Source organism: Cupriavidus sp. 01L46, assembly GCF_056399905.1.
In genome coordinates, this window is record NZ_JBFTSF010000020.1 from 1 (window position 1) to 23,629 (window position 23,629).

The window sequence follows — 23,629 nt, forward strand, 5'->3', positions numbered from 1 at the left end:
GCCCTCGCCTGGCCATCTGGTAGCCATCGATGGTAGTCACCACCGACGACGATTCACCCGGCAGGTTGACCAGAATGGCGGTGGTCGAGCCACCGTACTGGGCGCCGTAATAAATACCGGCCAGCATGATGAGCGCGGCCACCGGCGGCAGCGTGTAGGTCACCGGCAGCAGCATGGCGATGGTGGCCAGAGGCCCCAGGCCCGGCAGCACGCCGATCAGGGTGCCCAGCACGCAGCCCAGGAAGGCGTAGGCGAGGTTTTGCAGGGTCAGGGCGGTCGAAAAGCCCAGGCCCAGGTTGGCTAGTAGTTCCATATGGCCGTCTCCTTATCCTGCCAAGAATGCCGGCCACACCGGCATCTGAAGATTGATGCCGTAGACGAAGGCGCCCAGGCTGATGATCACCAGGACGATGGCGTTGACAACGGCACCCTTCCAGCTGAATTCATGGCTGGCCATCGACGACACCAGCACCAGCACCAGCACCGACAGCACCATGCCCAGCGGCTTGAGCATCAGGCCGAACAGCACCACCGAGCCCAGGATCCACAGCAAGGTCTTGATGTCCCAGCGTGCGAGCTGGTCTTCTTCCTTCTTGGCGGACAGGGAACTCCACAGCACGAGCGCGCCCAGCAAGGCGAGCACGATGCCGAGCCAGAACGGGAAATACCCGGRGCCCATCTTCGCGGCTGTACCCATGGAATACCCGCGTGCGACCCAGGAAAAGCTGAATCCGACCAGGATGAACATCAGGCCGGAGGCAAAGTCCTTTTGGCTACGAATGCGCAAAATGATTCTCCTCGAAAAAACTGCTTGAAATCCGTGCGGCGATGGATGTTGCGGTGCGTCAAAAACGCGCGCGCAACCGTCCCGCCGCTGGCAGGGAGGAAATTAAGGGGAAGACCTTTCAGCTACCTTTCAGATGTCTGCAAAAATGGTCAATCTGCGGGTATCTCCCTAGGAGACATCCAGGGCCCGCTTGCTCCGTTGCCGGGTGCTGCTTCACGCGCCCCGCGGCAGAGTGGTCATAGGGCTGCGCTATCATCGCTGGCTGCACTGCCGTTGCCGAAGCGTCCGCAGCTTGTGGCCGATGCGGCACGGCATGGAAAGTGAAAAGTGAAAAGGGAAAGCCGTTTTGGAAAGCATTGACCATGTCATCCTGATCGGCGCCGTCGTGATGTCGCTGGGCATTGTGGTGGGCGCCTTCTCGGCGCGCGTGGGCGTGCCCTTCCTGCTCGTCTTTTTATCGGTCGGCATGCTGGCCGGGGTGGATGGCCCCGGCGGCATCCGCTTCTCCAATACCTGGCTGAGCTTCCTGGTCGGCAACCTCGCGCTGGCGGTGATCCTGCTCGATGGCGGCTTGCGCACCCGGCTGGCCACCTTCCGGGTGGCGCTGAAACCCTCGCTGTCGCTGGCGACCGTCGGCGTGCTGGTCACGACCGGGCTGGTGGGCCTGTTTGCCGCCTGGGTGCTGGAGATCGACTGGAAGCTGGGCCTGCTGCTGGGCGCCATCGTCGGCTCGACCGATGCGGCGGCGGTGTTCTCGCTGCTCAATACCAGCGGCATCCGGCTCAAGGAGCGGGTGGCGAGTGTGCTGGAGATCGAATCCGGCATCAACGACCCGATGGCCATCTTCCTGACCCTCACCCTGATCGACTGGATTGCCGCGCCCGCGGGCCTGAGCCCCGGCGCGCTGTTGTGGCGCCTGGTGGTGCAGTTCGGGGTCGGCGGATTGCTCGGGTTGGGCCTGGGCTACTGCATGGCCAACGTGATGGAGCGCATCCGCGTGGCCGAAGGCCTGCAGGCCATCCTGCTGTGCTCGGGCGGCGCCATGGTGTTCGCCATCGTGCAGACGGCGGGCGGCAGCGGCTTCCTGGCCGTCTACCTGACCGGCATCCTGGTGGGCAACCGCGACCGCGCGGTAGGTCCCGACACCATGCGGGCGATGGACGGCATGGCCTGGCTGTCGCAGTCCGTGATGTTCCTGCTGCTTGGCCTGCTGGTGGCGCCGCACCGGATCTGGGAAGTGGCGCTGCCGGCGGTGGCGGTGGCGGCATTCCTGATGCTGGTGGCGCGCCCGGCGGCGGTCTGGCTGGCGCTGCTGCCGTTTCGCTTCAGTGCCCGGGAGAAGGGCTTCGTGGCCTGGATGGGCTTGCGTGGGGCGGTGCCTATCGTGCTGGCGCTGTTTCCCATGCTGCAGGGCATGCCGGATTCTGGCTTGCTGTTTCGCATCGCCTTTGCGGTGGTGCTGACCAGCCTGCTGCTGCAGGGCACCACCGTGCCGCTGGCGGCGCGGCTGGCGCGCGTGCTGCGTCCCGCCTATCCGGAGCCGCTGGCCCGCTCGCGGTTGCAGGGCACCCATRCGCCTGCGCTGGAGGTGATGCAGTTCAGGGTCGAGGCCGATTCGCCGGCGGAGAGCCTGCGCGCCGACCAGCTCGAATTGCCGCCCCGTTGCCGGCTGCTGACCGTGGTGCGGGACGAAGCGCTGGCTGCGCCCGGCCAGACCGTGCTGCGGGCTGGGGATATGGTGTCGATCCTGGCGCCGGGGACCAGCGTGCCGATGCTGGCGCTGTTGTTCCATCGGCCTGGGCCGGCACCTGCCTGGGGCAAGGCTAGCCATGATTTCCTGCTGTCCGGGGAGGCCATGCTGCGGGATGTGGCGGGGCTTTATGGGACGCGGGAGTTGAGCCCTGCCGAGGCGCAACGGACGCTGGAAGCCGCTATGCAGGAGGCCTTTACATCACCACCAGTAGAGGGTGACGCCGTGGAGATCGCCGGGCTGAAGCTGACGGTGACGCGGATGGATGGGCCGCGGATTATTCAGGTGGGGTTGTTGTTGCCGCGGGATGGGGAGTCTTGATGTGGCGGCTGTAACTGCAGCGGATAAATCAGCTTCAGATTCAAGGGCTTAGCTGCAACTGCAACTGCAACTGCAGTTTCACCACCCCTGCGGGGCGGCGACCTACTTTCTTGTCTCGCCAAGAAAGTAGGCAAAGAAGGCGACCCGGATGCGGCGAAAGATTCCTCGCCGCATAACGGGAGATTCAAACCTTCACGGCTCGCTTTGCATCGCGCCGGGGTGTTCCCCGCCCGGGGGCGGGTCACACGGCTACAACCGTTGGTATATCAATCCACCTTCGCGCCCGACACCTTCACGATCCGCGCGTACTTCTTCAGCTCGCGCTGCACCAGTGCGCCGAACTGCTCCGGCGTGGTCGGTGCCGGCTGGGCGCCGATGCGGGCCAGCTTTGCCTTCATGTCGTCGGTCTTGAGAATGGCCACGATCTCGTGGTTGAGGCGCTCGACGATCTCTTTCGGGGTGTTGGCCGGGGCGAACACGCCGAACCACGTGGAGATGTCGAAGCCTTCCAGGCCGAGCCCCTTGCCGGCTTCGGCGATCGTGGGCAGTTCGGGCAGGGCGGCGGCGCGGGTGGCGGTGGTGACGGCGAACGCCTTGAGCTTGCCGGCMTTGATGTTGGCCGAGGCGGAGGCGAGGTTATCGAAGATCATGTCGGTCTGGCCGGACAGCACCGACAGCTGCGCGGGCGAGGCGCCGTTGTACGGGATGTGGACCATGCTGACCTTGGCCATGCTCTTGAACAGCTCGCCCGACAGATGTCCYGCGCTGCCGTTGCCACCCGAAGCGTAGTCCAGCTTGCCGGGGTTCTTGCGCGCGTATTCCACCAGTTCACGCACATTGCTGATATGCAGCTCGGCGGCCTTGCCGGGGTGCATGACGAGTACGTTGGGCACGTCGGCCACCAGCGTGATCGGGCTGAAGTCCTTCACCGGGTCGTACGGCATCTTGGCGAAGAGGCTGGGGTTGATGGCGTGGGTGGCCACGGCGCCCATCACGATGGTGTAGCCGTCGGCCGGCTGCTTGGCCACGTAGTCGGCGCCGATATTGCCGCCGGCGCCCGGGCGGTTTTCCACCACCACGGGCTGGCCCAGGCTGTCCTTGAGCTTGTCGCCGATGGCGCGCGCCACCGTGTCCAGCGGGCCGCCGGCCGGGTAGGGCACGACGAACTTGAGCGGCTTGGTCGGGTAGGCGGCCGCTGCGGCGGCCGGCGTGGCGCTAAAGGCGATAACGGTGCCAAAGGCGATAAAGGTGCCGATAGCGGGCAGGGCGGCGGCGAGCAATGCCGCGGCGAGTTTCTTCTTGAGCATGGAGATGCGTCGGGTTGGATTGGGAATCTGGGTGCGCCAGGCGCTGCGGCCTATTTCATGCCGATGCCGCGCGCCATCATCACCGCGCACAGCGGCAGCAGGATCAGCAGGTGGGCCTGGATCATGACCCAGCGCCGCGCGGACTTCAGTTCGGCGGGCATGGGCACGAAGTCCGGCAGGCTGCGCGCCTGGCGGCGCCACCGCTGGATGGCGAAGGTGGGCGGCAGCGAGCACAGGGCGATCACCACGAACACGGTGATCTTGGCGTGGAACCACGGGTTGTGCAGGTAGAACTGTGCACCCTTGGCGCCGTAGAACAGCCGCAGCAAGCCGGTTGCCAGCACCGCCATGGCAGTGAGGAAGTAGAGCAGGTCGTAGATCGACAGGCGTTTGAGCACGGGCGGCGTCATGCCGGGGCGCAGCACGACCGCTTCGGCGGTCATCAAGGCGATCAGCAGGAAGATGAAGGTGTAGTGCAGGAAGGCCAGCAGGGCGTCGGTCAGCATCCAAACTCCTTTTGTGGTTAGGCATGCGCCGTACGCCGGCGCGCGCGGGGTCAGGGTTCTTGCTTTTTTCGCTACGGCAACGGCTATGGCAACAACGACAGCAACAACGAAGGCAACGACAACGAGCTTCGGCTTGCCGCCCGCGCGCCGCCACTGCAGGCACGCAGCGGCAAGTACCCTACAGCACGCCCTTGGCGCGCAGCGCGGCAATCTGCTCCGGCGTGTAGCCCAGCATGTCGCCAAGCACCGCGTCGGTGTGCTCGCCCAGCAGCGGCGGGTGGCGCACGGCCTCGGGCGGCGTCGCGCTCATCTTGATCGGGCTGCCCACCAGCTTGACCTCGCCGGCGCTCGGGTGCGGTAGGTCCACGCGCAGGCCGCGCGCCTTGACCTGGGCATCCTCGAACACGTCGTCCAGCGTGTTGATCGGGCCGCACGGCACGCCGGCGGCTTCCAGGTCGAGGATCCACTGGGCGCGGGTGCGCGGCTTGACCATGTCGGCGATGATCGGCACCAGCACATCGCGATGCGCAACCCGCTGCGGGTTGGTGGCGAAGCGCGGGTCGTCGGCCAGTTCGGGGCGTCCGCCGGCAACGACGAACTTGCGGAACTGGCCGTCGTTGCCCACCGCCACGATGATCCAGCCGTCGGCGGCCTGGAAGGTCTGGTAGGGGACGATATTGGGGTGCGCGTTGCCCCAGCGCCTGGGCGCTTCGCCGCTGGCCAGGTAGTTGGTGTTCATGTTGGCCAGCATGGCTACCTGCACGTCGAGCAGGGCCATGTCGATGTATTGGCCTTCGCCCGTTCGCTCGCGGTGGGCCAGCGCGGCCAGCACGGCGATGGTGGCGTACTGCCCGGTCATCAGGTCGGAGATGGCCACGCCGGCCTTCTGCGGGCCGCCGCCGGGCAGGTCGTCGCGCTCGCCGGTCAGGCTCATGAAGCCGCCCATGCCCTGGATGATGAAGTCGTAGCCCGGGCGCGCCGCGTAGGGGCCGGTCTGGCCGAAGCCGGTCACCGAGCAATAGATCAGGCCCGGTTTGATCGCCTTGAGGGAGTCGTAGTCCAGCCCGTACTTCTTCAGTTGGCCGACCTTGTAGTTTTCCAGCACCACATCGCTCTGGGCGGCCAGCGCGCGCACCAGTTCCTGGCCCTCGGGCGTGCTGATATCGCAGGTCACCGAGCGCTTGTTGCGGTTGGCGGCCAGGTAATAGGCAGCTTCCGCGGTATCGCGGCCTTCGCCGTCCTGCAGCCAGGGCGGGCCCCAGGTGCGGGTATCGTCGCCGGCGCCGGGGCGCTCGATCTTGATCACGTCGGCGCCGAWGTCGGCAAGGTTCTGGGCGCACCATGGCCCGGCGAGAACGCGGGTCAGGTCGAGGACGCGGAGGTGGCTTAAAGCTCCCATGGGGTGTATTGCGGATCCGGCAAGGGGTGGGCGAGGGAAGGCCGGGCGGCCCCGCCGTCTGGTCTGGGTGGCGGCTTGCAGGGCAATCGGAGGCTGGCGCGAAACCAGGCTCGGGGGCGTCCGGCTGGGACAGCCAGCACTTTACCACCGGCAGGCCGCCGGGAGCACATCGCGGCCGGCCCGGATCGCGGCGGGGCGCGGTGTTGCGGGCGGCGCAAGGCGAATCCCTGGCGGAATGCCGCACGGTCAGGCTTCCCCGTATAATCAACGGTTTGCAAAACCATCTTGACCGACAGCGCCCTGCCACGACGTGGGACGCCCTTGCCCAGAACATGAAAGTCTCCGACATCCGCAGCAAGTTCCTGCAGTACTTCGAATCGAAGGGCCATACCGTGGTCCGCTCGTCCAGCCTGGTGCCGGGGAACGATCCGACGTTGCTGTTTACCAACTCCGGCATGGTGCAGTTCAAGGACGTGTTCCTGGGCACCGACAAGCGCCCGTACACCCGCGCGACCTCGTCGCAGCGCTCGGTGCGCGCCGGCGGCAAGCACAACGACCTGGAGAACGTGGGTTACACCGCGCGTCACCACACCTTCTTTGAAATGCTCGGCAACTTCTCGTTTGGCGACTATTTCAAGCGCGAGGCGATCCAGTACGCGTGGGAGCTGCTGACCAAGGTCTACCAGCTGCCTGCCGATAAGCTGTGGGTCACGGTGTACGCGGAAGATGACGAAGCCTATGACATCTGGGCCAAGGAAGTCGGCGTGCCGCCCGAGCGCATCGTGCGCATCGGCGACAACAAGGGCGCGCGCTACGCCTCCGACAACTTCTGGCAGATGGCCGACACCGGCCCCTGCGGCCCGTGCTCGGAAATCTTCTACGACCACGGCCCTGACGTGTGGGGCGGCCCCCCGGGATCTCCCGAGGAAGACGGCGACCGCTACATCGAAATCTGGAACCTGGTGTTCATGCAGTTCAACCGGGACGAGCAAGGCAATATGCCGCGCCTGCCCAAGCCCTGCGTCGACACCGGCATGGGCCTGGAGCGCATCGCCGCGGTGCTGCAGCACGTGCACAGCAACTATGAGATCGACCTGTTCCAGGCACTGATCAAGGGCGCCGCGCGCGAGACCGGCACCACCGATCTCAACAACAACTCGCTGAAGGTCATCGCCGACCACATCCGCGCGTGCTCCTTCCTGATCGTCGACGGTGTGATCCCCGGCAATGAAGGCCGCGGCTACGTGCTGCGCCGTATCATCCGCCGCGCCATCCGCCACGGTTACAAGCTGGGCCGCAAGACCCCGTTCTTCCACAAGCTGGTGGGCGATCTGGTGGGTCAGATGGGCCAAGCCTATCCGGAACTGTCCGACGCCGAATCGCGCGTCGTGGAAGTGCTCAAGGCCGAAGAGGAGCGCTTCTTCGAAACCATCGAGAACGGCATGTCCATCCTTGACGCGGCACTGGCCGACGTCAAGGCCAAGGGCGGCACCGTGCTCGACGGCGAACTGGCCTTCAAGCTGCACGACACCTTTGGCTTCCCGCTGGACCTGACGCAGGACGTGTGCCGTGAGCAGGAAATGACGGTGGACGAAGCCGCCTTCGACGCGGCCATGAACCGCCAGCGCGAGCAGGCCCGCGCCGCCGGCAAGTTCAAGATGGCGGCCGGCCTGGAGTACAAGGGCGACAAGACCACCTTCCACGGCTACGAGAAGCTGGGCGTGGACGGTGCGAAGATCACCGCGCTGTATGTGGACGGCGCAGCCGTCGACACGATGCAGCCCGGCCAGACCGGCGTGATCGTGCTGGATAACACGCCGTTCTACGCCGAGTCCGGCGGCCAGGCCGGCGACCAGGGCGAGCTGAAGAGCGGCAGCGCAGTATTCAGCGTGGTCGATACCACCAAGGTGCAGGCCGATGTGTTCGGCCACCAGGGCACGCTGGCGGGCGGCGCGCTCAAGGTGGGCGACAGCGTCACCGCGCAGGTGGACGCGCAACGCCGCGCGCGCACCGTGCGCAACCACTCGGCCACCCACCTGATGCACAAGGCATTGCGTGAAGTGCTGGGCAGCCACGTGCAGCAGAAGGGCTCGCTGGTCGACGCGGACAAGACCCGCTTTGACTTCTCGCACAACGCGCCGATGACCGACGAGCAGATCCGTCGCGTCGAGGAAATCGTCAACGCCGAGATCCTGCACAACGCAGCCACCGGTGCTGAAGTCATGCCCTTCGACGACGCGGTCAAGAGCGGCGCGATGGCGCTGTTCGGCGAGAAGTACGCCGACGACGTGCGCGTGCTGTCGATCGGCAGTTCCAAGGAACTGTGCGGCGGCACCCACGTGACCCGCACCGGCGATATCGGCGTGTTCAAGATCGTGGTGGAAAGCGGCGTGGCAGCGGGCATCCGCCGCGTCGAAGCCATCACCGGCGACAACGCGCTGCATTACCTGCAAGCACTGGACGCCAAGCTGAACGAAGCCGCCGCCGCGCTCAAGGCGCAGCCGTCCGAACTGGTGCCGCGTATCGGGCAGGTGCAGGAGCAAGTGCGCGCGCTGGAGAAGGAACTGGAGCGCCTCAAGAGCAAGCTGGCTGCCTCGCAGGGCGACGAGCTGGCGGCGCAGGCCATCGACGTCAAGGGCATCAAGGTGCTGGCCGCACAGCTCGACGGCGCCGACGTCAAGACGCTGCGCGAGACCATGGACAAGCTCAAGGACAAGCTGGGCACTGCGGCCATCGTGCTGGGCGCAGTGGCCGACGGCAAGGTCAGCCTGATCGCTGGTGTGACCGCCGATGCCACCGCCAAGGTCAAGGCCGGCGAGCTGGTCAACTTTGTCGCGCAGCAGGTTGGCGGCAAGGGCGGCGGCCGTCCGGACATGGCGCAAGCTGGCGGCACGGAGCCGGCCAACCTGCCGAAGGCGCTGGCTGGCGTCGGCGAGTGGGTCGCGGGCAAGGTTTGAGGCAGATCTGAGGCATTCGCCGAAGCCGAGGAACGGGCCAAAACCGCGTGCCATGACGACGGCTGTCTCTCCCTCTCCCCTCAGGGGGAGAGGGGAGCAAACCGGCAGGAGTCTGCATCCCCCCGTAGCATCCAAAAGGCGCCTTGGCGCCTTTTTTCACGTCTGTTCGCGGCTTAGCTTTCCTATCAGCGTCAGGATGTCGATGGGCAGCGGAAACACGATCGTCGAGCTCTTGTCCCCGGCAATCTGCGTCAGCGTCTGCAGATAACGCAGTTGCATCGCCTGGGGTTCCCTTGCCAGCATTTGCGCGGCTTCCAGCAGTTTCACCGAGGCCTGCAACTCGCCCTCGGCATGAATGACCTTGGCGCGCCGTTCGCGTTCGGCCTCGGCCTGGCGCGCGATGGCGCGGATCATCGTTTCGTTGAGGTCGACGTGCTTGATCTCCACGTTGGAGACCTTGATGCCCCAGCTATCGGTCTGGGCATCGAGCGCTTTCTGGATGTCGATGTTGAGCTGCTCGCGCTCGGCCAGCATCTCGTCGAGCTCATGCTTGCCCAGCACCGAGCGCAAGGTGGTCTGCGCCAGCTGGCTGGTGGCCTCGAGGAAGTTCGCCACCTGGATGATGGCGCGCTCCGGGTCGATCACGCGGAAATACACCACCGCATTCACCTTTACCGACACGTTGTCGCGCGAGATCACGTCTTGCGGCGGCACGTCCATCACCACCGTGCGCAAGTCCACGCGCACCATCTGCTGCACCGCCGGGATCAGGATCACCAGCCCTGGCCCTTTCACCTTCCAGAAGCGTCCCAGCATGAACACCACGCCGCGTTCGTACTCGCGCAGCACGCGGATCGAGGAAACGATGAGCAAGGCAATGATGAAGACCAGACCGCCTGCGCTGAATCCAAATGCCATGATCATGCTCCTTGGGTGGATGGGGGAATCGGGCCGGCAGTCGTTCCAGAGGCATGGAGGGCGCGCACTTCGAGCAGCAGCCCATTGCGCCCGATGACCAGCACCGGCTCGCCGCGCGCTAGCGGCCGCACGCTATGTACCCGCCAGCGCTCGCCGCGCACCTCGGCCCAGCCGTCCTCCTGGAGATCGTCCAGGATCACGCCGGGCGTGCCGATCATCGCATCGCCGCCGTTGATCGCGGGCATGCGCCGCGCGCGCCAGAGCAGCGTCCAGACGGCGAACAGGAACACCGCGCTGGCCAGCGCCAGGCTGCCGATCAGCCATAGCGGAATGCCGAAGCCGGGCACATTCGTATCGATCAGCATCACCGCCCCGAAGATGAAGGCGATGATGCCGCCCACGCCCAGCGCGCCAAAGGTGGGCAGGTATAGCTCCGCCACCATGCAGCCGATGCCCAGTGCGATCAGCCCCAGGCCCGCGTAGCTGACAGGCAGCATATGCAGCGCGAACAGCGCCAGCAGCAGGCAGATCGCGCCGCCAATGCCGGGCACCACCATGCCCGGCGTGGAGAACTCGAAGATCAGGCCGTAGATGCCGGCCATCATCAGGATCAGCGCCACGCTGGGATCGGTGATGACCTCCAGGAAGCTGTCGCGCCAGTCCGGCTCCAGCACCTGCACCGGCGCGTGCGCCGTGCGCAGCACGCGGTCCACGCCGGCGGCCTGGATGTGCTTGCCGTCCACGGCGCGCAGCAGCGCAGGCAGGTCGGGCGCGATCAGGTCCGCGACCTTCTGCGCGACCGCCTCGCTGGCCGACAGGCTGACCGCCTCGCGCACCGCGCGCTCGCCCCACTCGGCATTGCGCCCGCGCAATTGCGCCAGGCCGCGGATATAGGCCGAGGCGTCGTGCATCTGCTTGCGCTCCATGGTGTCCTGCGGCGGCGCGCCGGCAGGGGCCGAGGCTGGGGCCGCCTCCGGCTTTTGCGGCCCGCCGATGCCGATCTGCACCGGGCTGGCCGCGCCCAGGTTGGTGCCGGGCGCCATCGCGGCGATGTGGCTGGCGTAGAGGATGTAGGTGCCGGCGCTGGCCGCGCGCGCGCCGCCCGGATAGACGTAGCTCGCCACCGGTACCGGCGAGGCCAGGATGCCCTGGATGATCTCGCGCATCGACAGGTCCAGCCCGCCCGGGGTGTCCATTTCCAGCACGATCAATTGCGCGCCGGCGTCGCGCGCGCGCGCCATGCCGCGCTCGATAAAGCTTGCGCTGGCCGGGCCGATCGCGCCTTTGAGCGGGATGACGAAAACGGGGGGGGCGGTGCCGGCGGCCGCGGGCGCGCTCGCCTGCGCATTGGCCGGCGTGGCGGGGACCAGCGGCGTCGCCACCAAGGCAACGAGGGTCAGCCACAAGGTCGCGGCAAACCATCGCAGGAGCATCGGGACATGCGTCATGGCAGTGGCGCCGGCACGTGGGGTGCAAACGCGGCGCCACTTCAAGTGTAGGCGACCGGGCACATCTTGCCGGGCGCGGCGGCCGCTGGCGGACTCAGGCGGCCGCAGCCAGTCCTGGCCGTGGGGTGCGGAAAGTGTCGGCCAAGGCGCCCAGGGCGGTATTGGCCATGGCCGGATGCCAGGCCAGCAACGTGGTGACTTTGCCAGCCTGGCCGAGGTCGTGGAGGCTGATCTTGGGCAGGTCGCGGTACAGGCCAAGTACCGAGCGCGGCACAATCGCTACGCCAATACCGGCTGCCGCACAGGCAATGATGGCGTGATACGAGCCCAGCTCCAGCACCCGGCGCGGCGGGCTGCCGCTGGCGCCGAACCAGGCTTCGAGCCGGCCGCGGTAATTGCAGCCGGACTCGAACGACAACATGGTGCGGGTTTCCAGGTCGGCCGCGCTATGGATGGGAGCATGGCGCTCGCGGGCGATCAGCACCAGCTCTTCCTCGAACGCCGGCAGCGACGCCAGCGCTGGATCGTCCAGCGGCTGGGCCACAAAGGCGCAGTCCACCTCGAAGCGCGCCAGTGCCTGCAAGGCCTGGCGCGTGGGGCAGGTCACCAGCTCAAGCTCCACGTCCGGCCACGCCTGGTGATACGCGGCCAGCACGGCGGGCAGGCGGCTGGCCGCCGTGCTCTCCATCGAGGCGATGCGCAGGCGGCCTTGCGGCCTGGCCGGCAGCACGGCCTGGCGGGCTTCTTCGGCCAGGTCCAGCACGCGGCGGGCGTAGTCGAACAAAGTCTGTCCGGCCGGCGTCAGCACCATGCGCTTGCCGTCACGCAGGAACAGCTTGACGCCGAGCGAGGCCTCCAGCTGGCGGATGCGGGTGGTGACGTTGGACTGCACGCGATGCAGGCGGGTAGCGGCGCGGGTGATGCCGCCTTCCTCCACGACGGAGCGAAAGATTTCCAGGGAAGCCAGGTCCATTGCGATCCCCTTGCCGGGTGTGATGATGAAGTGACGACGAACAAGTGACGACGAACAAAAGATCATCTCTGAAAAAGATGATTGAGTTCTCAATTATTCATTTTTCGGTTCGCCAATCCGAGCGTAGCATGCGCCTATGAAATCCACATCCACCCTGGCATCCGGCGACGCCGCCGCCGCCGCCGCGCAGGCACAGCCTGGCGTCTGGGCCGTGGCCCTGGCGGGGCTGGTGGCGCTGGGCGTGGCGATGGGCGTTGGCCGCTTCGCCTTTACGCCGCTGCTGCCCATGATGCTGCACGACGGCAGCGTCACGCTGGGCGAGGGCGGCTGGCTGGCCACGCTGAACTACCTGGGCTACTTCGCCGGCGCCGCCGCTTGCCTGTTCATCCGGCCCGACCCGGCGCGCATGGTCCGGCTTGGCATGGTGGCCACCGTCGTGCTGACGCTTGGCATGGCGGCGCCCGGCGGCATGGCGGCCTGGGGCCTGTGGCGAGCCGCGGCCGGCGTGGCCAGCGCGATGGTCATGGTCTACGGCTCGGCCTGGTGCATGCACCGGCTGGCCGAACTGGGCCGGGCGTCGCTGGGCGGCGTGATCTTTTGCGGGCCGGGCATCGGCATCGTCATCACGGGCGTTTCCGTCTTCGTCATGGTGAGCGCCGGCTGGCGGGCCAGCTGGGGCTGGCTGGCCTTCGGCGCGCTGGCGGTGCTGCTGGTCGGCGCGGTCTGGCATGTCTTCACGCCCGCGCCGCGCACCGCGCACGCAGCCAGCCCGGCCGCGCCGGCGCAAGCGGCGCCGCGGCTGGGCCGCGAGACCTGGCTGCTGACCTTTGCCTACGGCCTGGCGGGCTTCGGCTACATCATCACCGCCACGTTCCTGCCGGTGATCGCGCGCCAGGCCATGCCGGGCTCGCTGTGGGCAGACCTGTTCTGGCCCATCTTCGGCGTGGGGGTGACCATCGGCGCCTTCGTCGCCTCGCGCGTCAGCACGGAGCGCGACAATCGCCGGCTGCTGGCCTTTACCTATGTGATGCAGGCGATCGGCGTGGCCATCGCGGTGGTCTGGCCAACGGTGGCGGGTTTCGCGCTCAGCAGCATGYTGGCCGGGTTGCCGTTCAATGCGCTGGTGTCCTTCGCCATGCGCGAGGCGCGCCGGCTGTGGGGCGCGCAGGCGCAGCGCCTGATGGGCCTGATGACCGCCAGCTACGGCCTCGGCCAGATCGTCGGGCCGCCTCTGGCCACGGCGCTGGTGACACGTACCGGCGGCTTCGCCGCCTCGCTTGGCTGCGCAGTGGCGGCCCTGTTGCTGGGTGGCGCGATCTTCGCCTGGATGAGCCGGCAACAACGCAGATAATCCGGCCCTGCCAAGGTGCCGGGGCGCGTCCTGACGCAGCGCCTGCCTTGCGCTACAGTATCGCCTTTGCCGCCCCCGGCGCCGGTTGGCTGAACCGGCGCGCGGCACCCGCGCGGCGCAGGAGCCGAACCATGTCCTTTGCCTTGCAGCCCGCCCGCGCCGCGGGCGCCACTCAACCCGTCACGCAAGCCGAGTCGCGCATGCGCGTCGACCTGGCCGCGGCTTACCGCCTGTGCGCCCAGCAGGGTTGGGACGACCTCATCTACACCCATATCTCCGCCGCCGTGCCGGATGAGCCCGATCACTTCCTGATCAATCCGTTCGGCTTTGCCTTCGACGAAATCCGCGCCAGCGACCTGGTCAAGATCAATGGGCGCGGCGAGGTGGTGGGCGACAGCAGCCATGCGGTCAACGTCACCGGCTTTGCGCTGCATGGCGCGGTGCATGCAGCACGCCCCGATGCGGTGTGCGTGATGCACTTGCACAACAGCGCTGGCGTGTCGGTATCGGCCCAGGCCTGCGGCCTGCTGGCGCTCTCGCAGCACGCCTTGCGCTTCTATGGCCGGCTGGCCTATCACGACTACGAAGGCCTGGCGTTCACGCCCGCCGAGGGCGCGAGGCTGACCGCGTCGCTTGGCCGGCATCCCGCCATGCTGCTGCGCAACCATGGCACGCTGACGGTTGGCCGGACCGTAGCCGAGGCGTACGTGCTGATGGCGACGCTCATCAAGGCCTGCGAGATCCAGCTTGGCGCGCAGGCTGGCGGACAGGTCGTGCAGCCACCGCATGCGCTGGCGCAACGCGCGTCCGAACAGCTTGACGACGGCGGCGCCGTCGAGGGCGAACTGGAATGGCCGTCGCTGTTGCGCAAACTCGATAGAATCGATGCTTCGTACCGCGATTGACCTTGACGGGTGCTGGCAGATCCCTCCGCGCATCGCCAGGGCAATCCGCAACGGACAACGAAAAACAAAACGACAACAGGAAACAGGAAACAAGCCATGCCGACTTACCACGTAGAACTCTTCGAAGGCCGCACCATCGAGCAAAAGCGCAAGCTGGTCGAGGAAGTCACCCGCGTCACCTGCGAGACGCTCGGCTGTTCGGCCTCGGCCGTGGATATCATCATCACCGACATCAAGCGCGAGAACTGGTCCACCGGCGGCCAGTTGTGGGCTGACAAGAAGTAAGCCACACACAGCTTCGCAACAGACAGCCCCCTGCCAAAAACCGCCCCGGACCAAAGGCCACAAGCCCCGAGGCCCATGGCACGCGCCACGCCACCCGCCACGGATCTCCCATGCAGCATTTCGCCTCCGACAACTACGCCGGCTTCTGTCCGGAATCGCTCAAGTATTTTCTCGAAGCCAACGGCAGCGGCCACGAGCAGGCCTATGGCGACGATTCGTGGACGCAAAAAGTCTGCGACCGGATCCGCGAGCTGTTCCAGACCGATTGCGAGGTGTTTTTCGTCTTCAACGGCACCGCGGCGAACTCGCTGGCGCTGTCGGCGCTGTGCCAGTCCTACCACTCGGTGATCTGCCATGAGCTGGCGCATATCGAGACCGATGAGTGCGGCGGCCCGGAGTTTTTCTCCAACGGCTCCAAGCTGCTGACCGCGCCAGGCGCCAACGGCAAGCTCACGCCCGATGCGGTGGAAGCGCTGGTGACGCGCCGCTCCGATATCCACTATCCCAAGCCCAAGGTGGTGTCGCTGACGCAGTCGACCGAGGTCGGCACGGTGTACACGGTGGAGGAAGTGCGAGCCATTGCCGCCATCGCCAGGCGCCACCAGTTGCGCGTGCACATGGACGGCGCACGCTTTGCCAACGCCGTGGCATCACTCGGCGTGCATCCGTCGGAGATCACCTGGCGAGCAGGGGTGGACGTGCTGTGCTTCGGCGGCACCAAGAACGGCCTGCCGGTGGGCGAGGCGGTGGTGTTCTTCGACCGCAAGCTGGCCGAGGACTTTGCTTACCGCGTCAAGCAGGCCGGGCAACTGGCTTCCAAGATGCGTTTTATCTCGGCCCCGTGGCTGGGCTTGCTCGAGAACGATGTGTGGCTCGGCAACGCCCGCCATGCCAATGCCATGGCGCAGTTGCTGCATGAGCGCATCGCCGGCATCCCCGGCGTGCGCATCATGTTCCCGACCGAGTCCAACGCCGTCTTTGCCGAGCTGCCGCTCGCGGCCATCGAGGCGCTGCGTGCCAAGGGCTGGCGCTTCTATACGTTTATCGGTGCCGGCGGCTGCCGCTTCATGTGCTCGTGGGATCTGCAGCCGGAAACCGTCGAGGCGCTGGCCGCGGATATGCGCGTGGCCTGCGGTGCGTGAATGCCGCCGTCCTTATAAAATGACAACATAACAAGACAACAAAACAACAAAGACAGGAGCTCCCGCATGGCCGTTTACCGATACTGTCCGCAATGTGGCTCGCCGCTGGAATTGCTGCCGCATTCCGGGCGCGAACGTGATGCCTGCATCCAGCCAGAGTGCGGCTTTGTCCACTGGAACAACCCGCTGCCCGTGCTGGCTGCGGTGGTGGAATATGAGGGCAAGCTGCTGCTGGCGCGCAACGCCGCGTGGCCGGAAAAAATGTTCGCGCTGGTGACCGGCTTCATGGAGCGCGACGAGACGCCGGAGCAGGGCGTGGCCCGGGAGCTCAAGGAAGAAACCAACCTGGACGCGCATTCGGTATCGCTGATCGGTGTGTACGAGTTCATGCGCAAGAACGAGCTGATCATCGCCTACCATGTGCAGGCGAGCGGCACCATCGCGTTGTCCGAGGAGCTGGTCGACTACAAGCTGGTGGCGCCGGAGGACATGCGGATCTGGTCGGCGGGCACGGGCTTCGCGGTGGCGGACTGGCTGGCCTCGCGTGGCCATCCGGTGCGGTTCTTCGATCGCCAGACCGGCGAGGACATTCCCGACCCGCGCCGGCGCGATGGCCAGGGGCAGCCGGGCATTTCGCTACAATACCGGCCATAATCATCAGTCATCGATGCGACAGCGGCAGGCATGGTCCCAATGGCCCTAAAACGGCCACAATGGGCCATGCCGGCTCCTGAGCGCACAGAACCAAGGAAGAGAGGAATGGAGTTCCAGAAAGAAGTGGATGCGCGCGGCCTGAACTGCCCGCTGCCGATCCTGCGCACCAAGAAGGCGCTGGCCGACATGCCCAGCGGCGATGTTCTCAAGATTCTCGCCACCGATCCCGGCGCCACGCGGGATTTCCAGGCGTTTGCCAAGCAGACCGGCAACGAGCTGCTGTCGCACCAGGAAGTGGACAAGGTGTTCGTGTTCTACATGCGCCGGCGTTGAATCGGCGACAGTTCGACGCGGGCGCGCCCCGCGCCAAATGAAAAAAGCCGCGTTTGCGGCTTTTTTCATGGCTCCAGATCTTCAGGCACTCAGATGCTATTGGCGCGCGCGCGCAGGTAGGTGCTGAATTCGTCCATCACCTCCGTGTGCTTGAGCGCAAACTCCACGGTGGCCTTCAGGTAGCCCAGCTTGCTGCCGCAGTCGTAGCGCACGCCCTTGTAGCGGTAGGCCAGCACCTGTTCCTGGCTGAGCAGGGACTGGATGGCATCAGTGAGCTGGAACTCGCCGCCCGCGCCCGGCTTGAGGTTGCGGATATGGTCGAAGATGCGCGGGGTCAGGATGTAGCGGCCGACCACGCCCAGGTTGGACGGCGCATTCTCGGGCGCCGGTTTCTCGACAATGTCCGACACCTTGATCACGCCTTCGTCCCATTCGCGGCCATCCACCACGCCGTAGGAGCGGCTCTGCTCCGGCGCGATCTCTTCCACGCCCAGCACCGAGCAGTTGTAGTGGCCGTACATGTCCACCATCTGCTTCATGACTGGCGGATCGCCATCCAGCAGGTCATCGGCCAGCATCACGGCGAACGGTGCGTCGCCCACCAGCTTTTCCGCGCAGAGCACGGCATGGCCAAGGCCGAGGGCCTCGGGCTGGCGCACATAGAAGCACTCCACGTGCGACGGCTTGATCGAGCGCACCAGGCTGAGCAGGGCCTGCTTGTTCTTTGCCTCGAGCTCCGCTTCGAGCTCGTAGGCCTTGTCGAAGTGATCCTCGATGGCGCGCTTGGAGCGGCCGGTGACGAAGATCATCTCGGTGATGCCGGCAGCCATGGCTTCTTCCACGGCGTACTGGATCAGGGGTTTGTCGACCACCGGCAGCATTTCCTTCGGGCTTGCCTTGGTAGCCGGCAAAAAACGAGTGCCGAGACCGGCTACCGGGAAGACAGCCTTGGTGACGCGGGTTTCCATATCGGTTTTCCTTATCAATTCGGTGTAGACAACCCTGCTGGTGATGCAAAGCTCATGCCGGCAAACGCTGCAGTTGATCCTGCAGCYTGACCAGCGTCTGTTCGAAATCCGACAAACGCTGGGTTTCTTGCGCGACAACGGCGGGCGGTGCCTTGGCGACAAAGCTCTCGTTGGAGAGCTTGCCACGGCACTTGCCGAGTTCGGCGCTGATGCGCTCTATTTCCTTGGACAGGCGCACGCGTTCCGCGGCCACGTCGATTTCGATCTTCAGCAGCAGATGGTTGCCGCCCACGATGGCCACCGGCGCGCCGGCACCTTCCGCCATCAAGGTATTCTGATCTTCGAACACCTTGACCTCCGAAAGTTTCGCCAGCGCCTGCACATAAGCCTGGGCCGACGTCAGGAACGCGCTGTCGCCTTCAGCGTACAGCGGAATGCGCTGGGCCGGCGAGATGTTCATTTCGCCGCGCAGGTTGCGGCAGGCGTCGACCACGGCCTTGAGCTGCGCGGTCCATTGCTCGGCGGCCTCATCGACCTTTGCCATGGCGGGCAGGGGATAGGCCTGCAGCGCCAGCGTCTCGCTGCCGTCGCCCTTGGCGCGGCCGGCCAGCGGCGCTACCTTTTGCCACAGCTCTTCGGTGATGAAGGGGATGATCGGGTGGGCCAGGCGCAACACGGTTTCCAGGACGCGCAACAGCGTGCGGCGGGTGGCGCGCTGCTGTGCAGGCGTGCCGTTCTGGATCTGGACCTTGGCCAGTTCCAGGTACCAGTCGCAGTACTCGTCCCAGACGAACTTGTAGATGGCGCTGGCGATATTGTCGAAGCGGTACTCGGCAAAGCCCTTTTCCACTTCGGCTTCCACGCGCTGCAGCAGCGACACGATCCAGCGGTCCGGCTGCGAGAAATGCAGGTAACCGTCGGGGCCGCAGTCGTTGCTGCACGGGCCCATGCCGCAGTCGTGCCCTTCGGTGTTCATCAGCACGAAGYGCGTGGCGTTCCACAGCTTGTTGCAGAAGTTGCGATAGCCTTCGCAGCGGCCGGTGTCGAAGTTGATGTTACGGCCCAGCGTGGCGAGCGAGGCGAAGGTGAAGCGCAGGGCATCGGCGCCAAATGCCGGAATGCCATCGGGGAATTCCTTCTTGGTCTTTTTCTCGATCTTGGGCGCGTCCTTGGGGCGGCGCAGGCCGGTGGTGCGCTTCTTGAGCAGCGGCTCGAGCTCGATGCCGTCGATCAGGTCGACCGGGTCCAGGGTGTTGCCCTCGGACTTGCTCATCTTCTTGCCTTCCGAATCCCGCACCAGACCGTGCACATAGACGGTATGGAACGGCACCTTGCCGGTGAAGTGCTTGGTCATCATGACCATGCGCGCCACCCAGAAGAAGATGATGTCGTAACCGGTAACAAGTGCCGACGACGGCAGAAAATGTTGCAAATCCGGCGTCTCGGCGGGCCAGCCCAGCGACGAGAAGGGCACCAGGGCCGAGGAGAACCAGGTGTCGAGCACATCGTCCTCGCGGCGCAGCGGCCCGGTGCTGCCGGCCGCGCGCGCCTGGGCCTGCGCCTCTTCCTCGGTACGGGCGACGAAGCACTTGCCGGCCTCATCGTACCAGGCCGGGATCTGGTGGCCCCACCACAGCTGGCGCGAGATGCACCAGTCCTGGATGTTCTCCAGCCACTGGTTGTAGGTGCTGTTCCAGTTATCGGGGATCAGCTTGATCTCGCCGCTCTGCACGGCGTCCAGCGCCACTTCGGCAATCGAGCGGCCCGGGTGGAAGGTGCCTTCCGGCGCCGGCTTGCTCATGGCCACGAACCACTGGTCGGTCAGCATCGGCTCGATGGCGCTGCCAGTGCGCTCGCTGCGCGGCGTCATCAGCTTGTGCTTCTTGACCTCGGCCAGCAGGCCCTGGGCATCCAGGTCCGCCACGATGCGGGTGCGCGCCTCGAAGCGGTCCAGGCCGGCATAGGCGGCGGGCGCGTCGGCGACGATCTTGGCGTCGAGCGTCAGGATGGACAGCTGTGGCAGCTTGTGGCGCTGGCCAACCGCATAGTCGTTGAAATCGTGGGCGGGAGTCACCTTGACCACGCCGGTGCCGAATTCGCGGTCGACGTAGTCGTCGGCGATCACCGGGATATCGCGGCCGGTGAGCGGCAGGCGCACAAACTTGCCGATCAGGTGCGCATAACGCTCGTCTTCCGGGTGCACCATCACGGCCACGTCGCCCAGCATGGTTTCGGGGCGGGTGGTGGCCACCGTCAGGTGGGTCAGGCCGTGCACGGTATCGGCTTCGGCCAGCGGATAGCGGATGTGCCACATCGAGCCATCTTCCTCGACGTTGTCCACTTCCAGGTCGGACACCGCGGTGCCCAGCACCGGGTCCCAGTTGACCAGGCGCTTGCCGCGGTAGATCAGGCCTTGCTCGAACAGGCGCACGAAGACTTCGGTGACCGCCTTGGACATCTCCGGCGACATTGTGAAGTACTCATGGCTCCAGTCGATCGACGCGCCCATGCGGCGAATCTGGCGCGTAATCGTCGAGCCGGACTCTTCCTTCCACTCCCACACCTTCTCGACGAACTTCTCGCGGCMCAGCTCATGGCGCGATACGCCTTGCGTTTCCAGCTGGCGCTCCACCACGATCTGGGTGGCGATGCCGGCGTGGTCGGTGCCCGGCACCCACAGGGTGTTTGCGCCGCTCATGCGGGCATGGCGGGCCAGGCCGTCCATGATGGTCTGGTTGAAGGCATGGCCCATGTGCAGCGTGCCGGTCACATTGGGCGGCGGCAGCTGGATGCAGAAGTCCGGACGGTCCGGGTCGAGGGTCGGCTTCGCGATGCCGCGCTTCTCCCACTCTGGGCCCCACTTTGTCTCAATGGCGGCGGGTTCGAAGCTCTTGGCAAGGGACTGGTCTTGGGCGGTCATGCTCGGATGTCGATGATTACGTCGGATTCTGCGGGCCAGGCGGGCAGGGGGAACGCGCCGGGAAAACGTCAAATTATAGGGGAGGCGGGTGGGGGGTGCGCGATTTCGGCCCGGGCTMGGACGCGTGGCGTCATTTTGCCGGTGCTTTGCCCTGCCAGAAAGTGCTCTGCTTACCGCTCGCGAGGGGATCCGCCGTGCTGTTTTGTGCCATTTTGTGTGGTTCCCGGCCCGCTGCCGGGCCATCCCCCCGTCCGGCAGCGGGCGCCGTACTGGCACGAGGGGCGCCCCGGTATAATTCGGGGCACTCCACAAGGCCTCCCCGATGTCCGACCTGCTTGCCAATCTCAATGCTGAACAACTAGCCGCCGTCACTTTGCCTGACGAGCCGGCGCTGATCCTGGCTGGCGCGGGCAGCGGCAAGACGCGTGTGCTGACCACCCGCATCGCGTGGCTGATCCAGAACGGCCGGGTGTCGCCCGCCGGCCTGCTGGCGGTGACCTTTACCAACAAGGCCGCCAAGGAAATGATGACGCGGCTGACCTCGATGCTGCCGATCAACACGCGCGGCATGTGGATCGGCACCTTCCACGGGCTGTGCAACCGCATGTTGCGCGCGCATTACCGCGACGCCGGCCTGCCGCAGACCTTCGCCATCCTCGACAGCCAGGACCAGCTCTCCGCCCTCAAGCGCCTGCTCAAGTCGCTGAACGTGGATGATGAGAAGTACCCGGCCAAGAACCTGCAGTACTTCATCAACAACGCCAAGGAGCAAGGCCTGCGCCCGGCCGACGTGGAGGCCAACGACGACTTCAACCGCCGCTTCGTCGATCTCTACGCCGCTTACGATGTGCAGTGCCAGCGCGAAGGCGTGGTCGACTTCGCCGAGCTGCTGCTGCGCTGCTACGAGCTGCTGCGCTACAACGACGCGATCCGCCAGCACTACCAGCACCGCTTCCGCCATGTGCTGGTGGACGAGTTCCAGGACACCAACGTGCTGCAGTACCAGTGGCTTAAGATGCTGGCCGGCTTCGGCACGCAGAATCCGGCCGCGGTATTCGCGGTCGGCGACGACGACCAGAGCATCTACGCGTTCCGTGGCGCCAATGTCGGCAACATGCGCGACTTCGAACACGAGTTCCGCGTGCGCCACATGATCAAGCTGGAGCAGAACTACCGCTCCCATGGCCACATCCTGGATTCGGCCAACCATCTGATCGCCCATAATTCGCGCCGCCTGGGCAAGAACCTGCGCACCGATGCCGGCCACGGCGAGCCGGTGCGGGTGTACCAGGCCGGCACCGACGGCCAGGAAGCCGGCTGGATCGTGGAGGAAATCCGTGACCTGATCGCGCAGGGCATGAGCCGCTCGGAGATCGCCATCCTCTACCGCAGCAACGCGCAGTCGCGGGTGATCGAGCACGCGCTCTTCTCGGCCAGCATTTCCTATCGCGTGTACGGCGGCTTGCGCTTTTTCGAACGTGCCGAAGTCAAGCACGCGYTGGCTTACCTGCAAYTGCTGGAAAACCCGCGCAACGACGCTGCCTTCGGCCGCGTGGTGAATTTCCCSRCGCGCGGSATCGGCGTGCGCTCGCTGGAAGCCCTGCAGGATGCGGCGCGCCAGTACAGCTGCTCGCTGGCCGAAGCCGTGGCCTTCGTGCCCGGCAAGGCCGGCAGCACGCTGGGCGCCTTTGTGCGGCTGATCGAGCAGATGCGTGCCGAGACGCGCCGCATGACGCTGCCGGAAACAGTCGAGTACGTGACCAACACCAGCGGCCTGATCACGCACTACCGCGCTGAAAAAGAAGGCCAGGACCGCATCGAGAACTTGCAGGAACTGGTGACGGCGGCGCAGGCGTTCGTGACGGAGGAAGGCTTTGGGCTGGACGCGCTGGCCAGCGCGATTCCGGTCGGGCGCGATGGCGCGCAGCCCCTGCCCGCGCTGGCCGAGGGCGACCAGGCCCAGCAGGTGCTGGATCCCGAGGCGCTGCCGGCGGTGATGACCCCGCTGGTGGCCTTCCTCACCCATGCCTCGCTGGAAGCCGGCGACAACCAGGCGCAGGCGGGCCAGGACGCCGTGCAGATGATGACGGTGCATGCCGCCAAGGGGCTGGAGTTCAACGCGGTCTTCATCACCGGGCTGGAAGAAGGGCTGTTCCCGCACGAGAACAGCGCCACGGAGGCCGACGGGCTGGAGGAGGAGCGTCGCCTGATGTACGTGGCCATCACGCGTGCGCGCGTGCGCCTCTATCTCTCGTTCGCGCAAAGCCGCGTGCTGCACGGGCAGATGCGCTACCACGTKCGCTCGCGCTTTTTCGAGGAGCTGCCCGAGGAATCGCTCAAGTGGCTGATGCCGCCTGCGCAGGCCTATGGCGGCGGCGGTGGTTCGCAGCGCCGCCAGCAGAACGAGGGCGGCTGGGGCCGCGACTGGTTCAAGAAGGCGGAGGACGTTCCCTATTCTGGCACCCAGCCTACCGGCGGCATGGACACCGGCAACGGCTATGCCGACGCCAAGCGCCAGGCTGGCTCCGGCTTGCGCATTGGCCAGAGCGTGTTCCACAACAAGTTTGGCGAAGGCGTGATCGCCGGGTTGGAAGGCGAGGGCGAAGCCGCCCGCGCGAATATCAAGTTCAAGCGCCACGGCGCCAAATGGCTGGTGCTGTCGGTCGCCAAGCTGGACCCGATCGACTGAGCGGACGGGCGCCCAG

19 protein-coding genes are annotated in these 23,629 nt (G+C 66.1%); 9 read left to right on the forward strand and 10 right to left on the reverse strand.

The window, feature by feature from the left end:
- Both AC1DS3_RS05625 and AC1DS3_RS05630 read right to left on the reverse strand, forming a co-directional pair.
- Nucleotides 1-313, reverse strand: a 313-nt coding sequence (locus tag AC1DS3_RS05625) for a tripartite tricarboxylate transporter permease (protein ID WP_477126817.1), incomplete at its 3' end; no start/stop codon positions are given.
- 12 nt (nucleotides 314-325) lie between these two features.
- Nucleotides 326-787 carry a tripartite tricarboxylate transporter TctB family protein gene (locus tag AC1DS3_RS05630; protein ID WP_477126818.1) on the reverse strand — a complete coding sequence of 154 codons (462 nt, stop codon included), beginning with the start codon at nucleotides 785-787 and terminating at the stop codon, nucleotides 326-328.
- A 346-nt stretch (nucleotides 788-1,133) separates the two neighbouring features.
- Between AC1DS3_RS05630 and AC1DS3_RS05635 the strand changes: the two genes are divergently transcribed.
- A complete protein-coding gene (locus AC1DS3_RS05635; protein WP_477126819.1) occupies nucleotides 1,134-2,858 on the forward strand; it encodes a potassium/proton antiporter in 1,725 nt (574 codons plus the stop codon).
- A 266-nt stretch (nucleotides 2,859-3,124) separates the two neighbouring features.
- Here the strand turns inward: AC1DS3_RS05635 and AC1DS3_RS05640 are convergent, their stop codons facing one another.
- The 3 genes from AC1DS3_RS05640 to AC1DS3_RS05650 form a co-directional block, all read right to left on the reverse strand.
- The gene (locus AC1DS3_RS05640) at nucleotides 3,125-4,165 is read right to left on the reverse strand and encodes a tripartite tricarboxylate transporter substrate binding protein (protein ID WP_477126820.1); all 1,041 of its coding nucleotides are present in this window, start codon (nucleotides 4,163-4,165) and stop codon (nucleotides 3,125-3,127) included.
- Nucleotides 4,166-4,215: 50 nt separating this feature from the next.
- On the reverse strand, nucleotides 4,216-4,671 hold the full coding sequence (locus AC1DS3_RS05645; protein ID WP_150984164.1) for a DUF2214 family protein: 456 nt from the start codon (nucleotides 4,669-4,671) through the stop codon (nucleotides 4,216-4,218).
- A gap of 178 nt (nucleotides 4,672-4,849) precedes the next feature.
- Complete coding sequence (locus AC1DS3_RS05650) at nucleotides 4,850-6,070, reverse strand: CaiB/BaiF CoA transferase family protein (protein WP_477126821.1); 1,221 nt, start codon at nucleotides 6,068-6,070, stop codon at nucleotides 4,850-4,852.
- Between the two features lie 332 nt (nucleotides 6,071-6,402).
- Here AC1DS3_RS05650 and alaS point away from each other — a divergent pair, with 332 nt between their 5' ends.
- Nucleotides 6,403-9,027, forward strand: coding sequence for an alanine--tRNA ligase (gene alaS, locus AC1DS3_RS05655; protein ID WP_441634423.1), 2,625 nt, complete (start codon nucleotides 6,403-6,405; stop codon nucleotides 9,025-9,027).
- Between the two features lie 156 nt (nucleotides 9,028-9,183).
- Here the strand turns inward: alaS and AC1DS3_RS05660 are convergent, their stop codons facing one another.
- From AC1DS3_RS05660 to AC1DS3_RS05670, 3 genes are all read right to left on the reverse strand, one after another.
- Nucleotides 9,184-9,945, reverse strand: a complete 762-nt coding sequence (locus tag AC1DS3_RS05660) for a slipin family protein (RefSeq protein WP_441634425.1) — start codon at nucleotides 9,943-9,945, stop codon at nucleotides 9,184-9,186.
- Between the two features lie 2 nt (nucleotides 9,946-9,947).
- On the reverse strand, nucleotides 9,948-11,393 hold the full coding sequence (locus AC1DS3_RS05665; protein ID WP_441634427.1) for an NfeD family protein: 1,446 nt from the start codon (nucleotides 11,391-11,393) through the stop codon (nucleotides 9,948-9,950).
- A gap of 94 nt (nucleotides 11,394-11,487) precedes the next feature.
- Nucleotides 11,488-12,366, reverse strand: a complete 879-nt coding sequence (locus AC1DS3_RS05670) for a LysR family transcriptional regulator (protein ID WP_441634429.1) — start codon at nucleotides 12,364-12,366, stop codon at nucleotides 11,488-11,490.
- A 136-nt stretch (nucleotides 12,367-12,502) separates the two neighbouring features.
- Between AC1DS3_RS05670 and AC1DS3_RS05675 the strand changes: the two genes are divergently transcribed.
- From AC1DS3_RS05675 to AC1DS3_RS05700, 6 genes are all read left to right on the forward strand, one after another.
- Nucleotides 12,503-13,717, forward strand: coding sequence for a YbfB/YjiJ family MFS transporter (locus AC1DS3_RS05675; protein ID WP_441634431.1), 1,215 nt, complete (start codon nucleotides 12,503-12,505; stop codon nucleotides 13,715-13,717).
- Between the two features lie 131 nt (nucleotides 13,718-13,848).
- Nucleotides 13,849-14,622, forward strand: a complete 774-nt coding sequence (locus AC1DS3_RS05680; protein WP_441634433.1) for a class II aldolase/adducin family protein — start codon at nucleotides 13,849-13,851, stop codon at nucleotides 14,620-14,622.
- A gap of 96 nt (nucleotides 14,623-14,718) precedes the next feature.
- Complete coding sequence (locus AC1DS3_RS05685) at nucleotides 14,719-14,907, forward strand: 4-oxalocrotonate tautomerase (RefSeq protein WP_043348354.1); 189 nt, start codon at nucleotides 14,719-14,721, stop codon at nucleotides 14,905-14,907.
- A 110-nt stretch (nucleotides 14,908-15,017) separates the two neighbouring features.
- Nucleotides 15,018-16,049: a threonine aldolase family protein gene (locus AC1DS3_RS05690; RefSeq protein ID WP_441634437.1), complete on the forward strand. Its 1,032-nt coding sequence runs from the start codon at nucleotides 15,018-15,020 to the stop codon at nucleotides 16,047-16,049.
- Nucleotides 16,050-16,115: 66 nt separating this feature from the next.
- Nucleotides 16,116-16,703: an NUDIX domain-containing protein gene (locus AC1DS3_RS05695; protein WP_441634439.1), complete on the forward strand. Its 588-nt coding sequence runs from the start codon at nucleotides 16,116-16,118 to the stop codon at nucleotides 16,701-16,703.
- A gap of 105 nt (nucleotides 16,704-16,808) precedes the next feature.
- On the forward strand, nucleotides 16,809-17,036 hold the full coding sequence (locus AC1DS3_RS05700; protein WP_043348346.1) for a sulfurtransferase TusA family protein: 228 nt from the start codon (nucleotides 16,809-16,811) through the stop codon (nucleotides 17,034-17,036).
- A gap of 89 nt (nucleotides 17,037-17,125) precedes the next feature.
- Here the strand turns inward: AC1DS3_RS05700 and galU are convergent, their stop codons facing one another.
- Nucleotides 17,126-18,004, reverse strand: a complete 879-nt coding sequence (gene galU / locus AC1DS3_RS05705; protein ID WP_441634441.1) for a UTP--glucose-1-phosphate uridylyltransferase GalU — start codon at nucleotides 18,002-18,004, stop codon at nucleotides 17,126-17,128.
- A gap of 52 nt (nucleotides 18,005-18,056) precedes the next feature.
- Nucleotides 18,057-20,924 carry a valine--tRNA ligase gene (locus tag AC1DS3_RS05710; protein ID WP_477126822.1) on the reverse strand — a complete coding sequence of 956 codons (2,868 nt, stop codon included), beginning with the start codon at nucleotides 20,922-20,924 and terminating at the stop codon, nucleotides 18,057-18,059.
- 322 nt (nucleotides 20,925-21,246) lie between these two features.
- Here AC1DS3_RS05710 and AC1DS3_RS05715 point away from each other — a divergent pair, with 322 nt between their 5' ends.
- Nucleotides 21,247-23,613, forward strand: a complete 2,367-nt coding sequence (locus AC1DS3_RS05715; RefSeq protein ID WP_477126823.1) for a UvrD-helicase domain-containing protein — start codon at nucleotides 21,247-21,249, stop codon at nucleotides 23,611-23,613.
- The last annotated feature ends 16 nt before the right edge of the window (nucleotides 23,614-23,629 follow it).